At 35.6% G+C, this 7,661-nt stretch carries 8 protein-coding genes; 7 read left to right on the top strand and 1 reads right to left on the bottom strand.

The annotated features are described in order from the left end of the window. Positions 1-388: transposase (locus ACILQF_RS08305; protein WP_395626951.1), on the bottom strand; the 388-nt coding region annotated here is incomplete at its 3' end. Positions 389-549: 161 nt separating this feature from the next. Here ACILQF_RS08305 and ACILQF_RS08300 point away from each other — a divergent pair. From ACILQF_RS08300 to ACILQF_RS08270, 7 genes are all read left to right on the top strand, one after another. After that, positions 550-846, top strand: a complete 297-nt coding sequence (locus ACILQF_RS08300; protein ID WP_395626950.1) for a hypothetical protein — start codon at positions 550-552, stop codon at positions 844-846. A gap of 49 nt (positions 847-895) precedes the next feature. Beyond that, the gene (locus ACILQF_RS08295) at positions 896-1,948 is read left to right on the top strand and encodes a hypothetical protein (RefSeq protein WP_395626949.1); all 1,053 of its coding nucleotides are present in this window, start codon (positions 896-898) and stop codon (positions 1,946-1,948) included. A gap of 246 nt (positions 1,949-2,194) precedes the next feature. Next, entirely contained in the window at positions 2,195-2,677 is a 483-nt protein-coding gene (locus tag ACILQF_RS08290; protein WP_395626948.1) for a Panacea domain-containing protein, read from the top strand. A gap of 11 nt (positions 2,678-2,688) precedes the next feature. Beyond that, complete coding sequence (locus ACILQF_RS08285) at positions 2,689-3,204, top strand: hypothetical protein (RefSeq protein ID WP_395626947.1); 516 nt, start codon at positions 2,689-2,691, stop codon at positions 3,202-3,204. A 288-nt stretch (positions 3,205-3,492) separates the two neighbouring features. Next, a complete protein-coding gene (locus tag ACILQF_RS08280) occupies positions 3,493-4,077 on the top strand; it encodes a hypothetical protein (RefSeq protein WP_395626946.1) in 585 nt (194 codons plus the stop codon). A 784-nt stretch (positions 4,078-4,861) separates the two neighbouring features. After that, positions 4,862-6,424, top strand: a complete 1,563-nt coding sequence (locus ACILQF_RS08275) for a Fic family protein (RefSeq protein WP_395626945.1) — start codon at positions 4,862-4,864, stop codon at positions 6,422-6,424. 83 nt (positions 6,425-6,507) lie between these two features. After that, positions 6,508-7,074, top strand: a complete 567-nt coding sequence (locus ACILQF_RS08270; RefSeq protein WP_395626944.1) for a sugar transferase — start codon at positions 6,508-6,510, stop codon at positions 7,072-7,074. Positions 7,075-7,661 lie beyond the last annotated feature (587 nt).

The raw sequence follows: 7,661 nt of genomic DNA, 5'->3' as shown, positions 1-7,661 counted from the left end.
CGACATCTTTTAAAAAAAGAACGAAAAGTTTAAAGGTATTTTTAAGTGCTCTAGAATTTAGCTTTCTAAAATCGGCAATTTTATGGTAGTTGGGTACCAAACCTGCCAAAAGCCAATGGACTTCTACATTACGTATGGCCTCTTTTTCTAACTTACGGCTGCTACGCAGTCCGTTTAGGTAGCCGTAAAAGTAAAGCTTTAAAAACACTTTAGGATTAAATGAAGGGCGTCCTTCTGTTTTAGCTTCTGTTACTACAAAGCCTAATTTATCAAGCTCTAAATGTGCTACAAAGGCATCTATAAATCGTACAGGCTTGTCTTTACCAATAAATTCATCCATGCTTCGCATTTGCATTTGAAATCTATCTTTGGAGGTTAAATAGGCCATTTTTTGCTCTTTTTACTCTTTGAAAATACGAAATATAAAATTCGTTTACAAGCTGTTTTTGATATATTTACAAGGAATATAAAGGGTAGTTTTTTCACAGACTGACGTTATGCCTCTCACCCTATGACGACCGAAAGTGCTAATAATAAACAGACTTAAAAATGAATGATATTGACTTGACTAAAATAAAATATTACCCTGACAGGTTTTACATTTGCCTTGATGGTTTTGACACCGACAACCTAACAACTTTTATAACAGACCTGGACATAGGACAACATCAAGCAGTTTTCATTCACGAATACTACCATTTTCTTACAAACATGATTACTTTCCCCGACTTAGACCCTAATTGCGATAATTTTGAAACATTTGTTCCACCTCCTATTAAGGGCATTGTATTTCAACTTGCATTAAATGAACTAAACTTATTCGGAGTTTATTTAAGAGAACTTTAAAAAAGGAAGATGGCTACCAATGAAATAGCAGACGAAAAAAAGATTTATAATGGCAAAGACAAAGGAAGATAGAATTAAGACCGTTTATGGTGGCGGTGGACACGTAGTAATATTAGGTGCTGGTGCAAGTATCGCTTCGACATTTAGAAATCCTGAACCAAATGGTAAACGACTGCCTTCAATGGACAATTTCATTGACATTGTAGGACTATCCGACATTGTGGGCAGCCTTCCCCAAAATTTAAGAGCAAAAAATTTCGAGCAATTTTATTCCAATTTACACAACGACAATCCAAATTCAGACGAAATTCTTGAAATCCAAAATCGAGTTTACGAATATTTCAAGGATATGAAATTGCCCGAAAACGAAGCGACTATTTATGACTTCTTAGTCCTTTCACTTCGACCAAGAGACCTAATTGCAACATTTAATTGGGACCCGTTTTTATATCAAGCATTTTGTAGAAACGGACACATTGCAGATATGCCGTATCTATCTTTTTTACACGGTTCTGTTTCTATCGGTTATAGCAAGGAAGACAAAAGATGTGGGCCTGTAGGTATGCAAATGAGAAGAGACGGTGGTTTGTTTGAATCAACTCCACTTTTATATCCTGTTTCACAAAAAAACTATACAGAAGACGAATTTATCAGTATGGAATGGGACAGAGTAAAAGGATGGCTTCACGAGGAAAGCACAAAACTTGTAACTGTTTTTGGATACGGAGCACCTGATACAGATGTTGAGGCTGTAAGTCTTATGAATACAGCTTGGGGGACAGCCAACAGGAGAAATATGGAGCAATTTGAAATCATCGACATAAGAACAGAAGAAGAGGGTGTAAAGCGGTGGGACAATTTTATTCATTCACATCACTACGACTATACAAATGACTATTTCAGTTCATCACTTGCTTACAACCCAAGAAGGACATTTGAAAGTTACCATCAACATAATCTTCCATTGACAATTGACGAGGCCTTTAGTGTATCAAATCCAATTACTTCAGACATAAAAACCTTGCAAGAGCTTTGGGACTGGCATAAACCATTAATTGACGCTGAGAACGAATGGAAAGAAGAGAGTAAGAAAAAAAAATGAGAAATAATTTAAGCAAAAACCAACTGGACGAACAAGAAGGGCGAAGGCATAACACGGGCTTGGAAAAAGTGAAGGTTCACGGCTCCGCAGACACATTTGTGGTGAATCAAAGTTTGGTTTTCCGCATCAACATTTGTGGTGAAAATCGTCACCTTCGTCAGGCCCGAAAACGTTAGCAGTAGGGTTAAGACGACAAAACCTCCTAAATTAAAGCTTTTTACAAAATAAAATCAATACATTTGCAGTATGAATTCTTGGGATTTAGGACATATCATAACGAATTATGTAAACCAAAAAGGTGATACAATTTCACATAAAAAGTTGCAGAAACTTCTTTATTATGTTGAAGCCTGGCATCTTGTAAACTTCGATAATCCTATTTTAAATGAAGATTTTCAAGCTTGGGTACACGGTCCTGTAGTGCCAGAACTTTATCATAAACTTAAAGAATTTGGATTTAATGATTTAAAAGTTGTTAATGATGAATTTGAAACTGTTGATGAAGAAATTAATAGTATAATATCGAGAAATAAAATTTCGGACGAAACTATCGAGTTTGTATATTCCGTTTTAGACAGATATGGAAGTCTAACATCTTTTGAACTTGAATTATTGAGTCATAGTGAAGCACCTTGGCTTGAAGCAAGACAAGACTACCCTCCTCACAAACCTTGTACTAATATTATCAGTAAGGATAGGATGAAAGCATTTTATTCTAACATAAATTAGTCATATTTCTTATGGCTAAAGGCAATAAGGAAAAATATAAAATTCCTGATCCAAAATTACAGCTTGAAGAGTTAAAAAAAATCAAGTCTAAATACAATCTTGGCGAAAACGGCATTCCATTCTATGAAATACGAGAATTAAAGCCAACGTTTGCGTTTGATTACTTTTCCTTAGACCAAAGTAATCTTTGTTTTAATTGTGAAAAATTGACAACAAAAGATTTTATTGGATTTTTAGAAGGGTTAAAGAAAAATTCCTTTATTACCTATAATGAACTTAGGACAAATCCATATTATCGATTTCATCCTATTGATTTTGAAAAAGACAAAATTTCAATAAAAAAGCAGGATTTCAAAAGTGTTTTGACGGCTAAAGATGAACTTTTAAGTGACGAAGAACTTCCAACACTTTACCAATTTGACTTACATTATAATCAAAAAGCTCGTACTTGTGGTTTTTTATTTAAAGGTGTTTTTTATATTGTTTGGTTTGACAAAGACCATATTATTTACCCAGGAGAAAAATAAGCCCATTCACTAACATATAAAGACTAAAGCCGCAGCGTAGAGCAACGAAGCTTCGTCTTTAGTCTGATGTTGACAGTAGCGTAGTAAGCCTTTAGTCTAGTTTATTATGGGTTTTCAAAAAATTATTTGTTTCTGCAACGGTATTCATTCCAAATCGGTGTGATTTTTTTTTTCATCGCTCAATCTGGCAGGCTCATCGCGTCACATTTTGCATTTGGCAACCACCATCAGGTGGTTTTTCTGTTTTTATATATGTACATTTAATTTTGTAAAACCCAAGATATATACTTGACACCCGCACAAATTACCCGCATCCAAACAAAAATTATCAAGCTGCGCAAAGTACTGGCTGCAGAACGGGCTCGTTTTGGCGGCTATGACGATAGCGCTGGCAGGCGTTATACCATTTTAAACTTGTATGTAAGTGTTGCAGATTATAAAGGTGCAGCCGTTTATTTACGTTGGTTTTTCAAAAACTTCCCGGATGATAGTGGTTTTCCTTTCTTCTGGGTTGAGGCATGCATGACTTATTTTTACACCAACAAGTTAGATCAGGCACGTTCCATGGCTTTCAATGCGTTTATCTCTAATCCCTATACTTGGGAAGTGTTTTTTACGGGTACAGCCGATAAAATCGAAGGTACTGATCCAAGTTCAAATTGGGAAGGCTTGGAATTGGCTCTGCAATTACCTTATCGAGCAAATCAAGAACAATATGTTGATTTCGGCTCTTGGTTACAAGATTGTTTGGCAGAGCCCAAAATGCAAGAATTAATACAGGCTTATTTTGATCTTAATCTCAAGCTATCCACCACACCTGTTGGGCCACTGCGTACCTCATTGGTTGAAATGCTTTATGGGCTTAAAATATAAGCCATGGTTTCGCCGGAATGCTGAGTAGCCATTGTACAAGGCTCACTTTGCTCGGAATGCCATTTTAGGCCTCTTTTCTACCCTTTTGTGCTTCTGTAATAATTTTATTGATCAATAATTTCGCTTGTGCTTCAGTGATGATGATAATTTTCCTCTTTTTCATCTGTGTATTTATTTAATAAATATTGAATTTTTATTTAGGGTTTACTTTTTTGAATTTTCCCTCTACTCTATCTTATAAATTTTAATAAGATGAATATATTTAATTTACATCCTCAGATGTCGGTAAACGACATAAATGCACTTGGAATTCTAGTATACTTGAATCCTTCAAAAGAATTTTTCCATTATTGAAACCCCACTGGGTGATTTCAAACGGAGTCCAGCTTATGATCTATTAAACAGTCGCATCCATATTGAGGACAAAGAATTTGCTTTAGATGAAGGTTTAATCCCAGCAAGAATGGGACAAAGGAATATTCCAAAACAATTTCGACTGCTGGCAAATCACGCTGGAATTCCTGAAAAGCAAACAAGCGCAATCTTGTCTTTGATGGTGTCAAAATCTGATCATTAAAGAAACTGATTGATGCATCGTTTCTCAATGACAGGACTAATCTGAGCTATCTGCAGACGTATCTTTGAAGCTTAAGATTTGGGTGAATGAAAAATTTCGGCGCCTAAAAATTATATATACTTTATTTTTGCGCTCGTTATTAATCTTTTGCGCTTGTTTTTATCAATTCAGTAAATTTCACTATATTGCGCCTATAATTATTATAAAATGATTTTTAGCGCCCATATTTCAAGCCTTGCGCCCATAATTAATGGGATTCAAAAGCCTGTCCCAGGATACACTGTTGGTTATGTGGCTATTATTCAAAAATTTAGTCTGGAGGCACCTTTCCCTCTTGTTTTGACCATGGTTGCAGAAAAAAACCAGAATCTTGAAAATGGGGTTTGGAGAGTTTTACCTATAAGTTATTTGCCAGAGGATAATAGCAAATTGACCTTAATCAATGCGCTCTATAATCATCTAGTATTTGCTTTAAAATATGAAGGAGTAAATCTATTGGTATTTTCAAAACTTGTTGAAATATTATCAGAGAAGGAAATACTTGACTTAGTGAATATTGAACCAACAGGTCAATATTCGAGGCGAATTTGGTTTTTGATGGAATGGATTACTGGAAAACCAATAAAAGGTAAAAATGATCTTAGTAAAAAAAGCTATGTTCCTGTTATTGATTCAAGATTACAATATGCAGTATCTGGAATTAAATCTCCACGTCATTTAGTATTAAATAATCTACCTGGAACTAATAAATTTTGTCCGTTAATAGCTAAGTCCAAAAAATTAGAGAACCATATCCAAAAAAACTATCAACACATTAACAAAAATAAACTCTCCATTGTTGGAAAAGATATATTACAAAGAGCATCAGCATTTCTATTGTTAAAAGATTCAAAGGCTTCTTTTACAATTGAAGGAGAAAGTCCAAAAAGTAAAAGAGCGGCTAGATGGGGAAATGCGATAGGGCAAGCTGGCCTTAATGAACTTACAAAAGATGAATTAGTTAGACTACAGGATTTAGTAATCGAGAATGGTAGATTTATTCAGATGGGATTGAGAGTTCAAGGCGGATTTGTCGGAGAGCATGATAGGATCACAGGCGAACCTATTCCCGACCATATTTCTGCTAAATATGAAGATCTTGATGAATTGATTGATGGGTTAATTGAAGCAAATAAAATACTTATAAACAATGATTTTGATGCTGTTTTGGCAGCCACAATAATTGCCTTTGGTTTTGTTTTTATACACCCATTTGAAGACGGAAACGGAAGAATTCATCGATATCTAATACATCACTTATTAGCAAAAAAGAATTTTGTGGACCAAGGAATCATATTTCCTGTTTCAGCTTCAATTTTAGATCATATAACTGACTATAGATTAGTATTAGAATCGTATTCTAAGCCTTTACTTGAATTTATTAAATGGAAAGAAACTTCCAATCATAATGTAAGTGTAGTAAATAATACGAAAGATTTTTATAGATTTTTTGATGCAACTAAACAGGCTGAATTTCTATTTGATTGTGTAGAAGATACAGTCGTGAATATAATACCGAATGAGATAAAATATCTTTCAAATTACGATGCCTTTAAGAGGTATTTAGAGGAAGAATTTGAGATGCCAGATAAACTAATTGCAACGTTGGTTAGATTTTTAGAACAAAATAATGGCGTAATTTCAAAAAGGGCAAGAGAAAAGGAATTTAGTATGCTAGAGCTAAAAGAGATTAAAGTCATTGAAACGGAGTTTAAATCTATTTTTATGTAAAATAGGTAATTTGCCTAGTGCGCAATTTGGTGCGCAGTTGAAACTTAACATGCTGATAATCAATAATAAAATGCCCTGTAATTTTGTGGTCCACCCTAAAATGCTCAATAGACTTTCGCCCTAATTCTTTTATTAATCCTTTCGACATTATTTTTACTTTGGCTATTTCTATTTTTTTAGAAGATGGCATGCCTATATTTTTCAAGCAGAAAAGAGTAGGGATAAATTATTCCTTCTTCAACATCTATAAGTTTAGAAGCATGAAAAAGAATACCCCCAACGTGGCAACCCATTTATTGGAGAACCCGGGGCAATATTTATTGAAAATTGGAGGTTTATTGCGGAAATTAAGTTTAGACGAATTGCCTAATTTGATAAATATTATTAAGGGAGAAATGGTATTTGTTGGTCCGAGGCCGGCATTGTATAACCAAGATGATTTAATGGCATTACGCGTAGCGGCTGGGGTTGATCAATTGAAGCCAGGGATAACGGGTTGGGCGCAGATCAATGGGAGGGATGAGATTTCTATAGAGGAGAAGGTGGGATTGGAGAAGGAGTATTTAGAGAGGAAGAGTTTTTGGTTTGATGTGGTGATTGTAGTGAAGACGTTTAAGAGTGTTTTGGGGAGCAAAGGAGTGGCTCATTAGAGGGTTTATTTTTTTGGGATAAGGGAGACCAGGGCTGAGAAGTTCTGGTTTTTTTATGTCCGGATACGAGGTTAGGGTACAAATTTTTTATTAATTCAATAGATTTTTAATTGGAAGATTGGTGTTTTGATGATGTTTCCCGCTCATAGCCGCGGGGGCCTAGTCCTTTTCCTGTAGTTGAAAAGGACCAAGCCGAGGCTCTTCGCCGAGACCATGAGAGCCTTTAAAAAACAATAAACAACAATCGAATAACAACCACCGCTGCGTCTGATGCTATGAAAGGTTGTGCGAGGGCTAGGCTTGTCATTGCCGCACCAGCCGAGGCGGAAGAAAGGTAGGGGAAGGACTGTGCTAGGGGATTCTGCTAAATAATATTATTTGGGTTTTATAGCATGTTTTTAAGAAAGCTGTCAAATGAACTGGGGGTTTAGGCGTCATGCTTTTTCCCTCAGCAGCTGTAAAACAAAAGGCAAAAGAAGGCCTAGTGGGTTTGGGAGGGGCATTGTTTTACCCTTCTGTAAAACGCAGCCCGTGGGCTTTTGGTTTTTGTGTGCGGTTGGTTTGCGCCGGCTGCCTAAGAGGAAAAA

The organism is Daejeonella sp. (assembly GCF_044232565.1).
Classification (GTDB): domain Bacteria; phylum Bacteroidota; class Bacteroidia; order Sphingobacteriales; family Sphingobacteriaceae; genus Daejeonella.
This window is presented reverse-complemented; position numbering and strand designations above follow the sequence as displayed.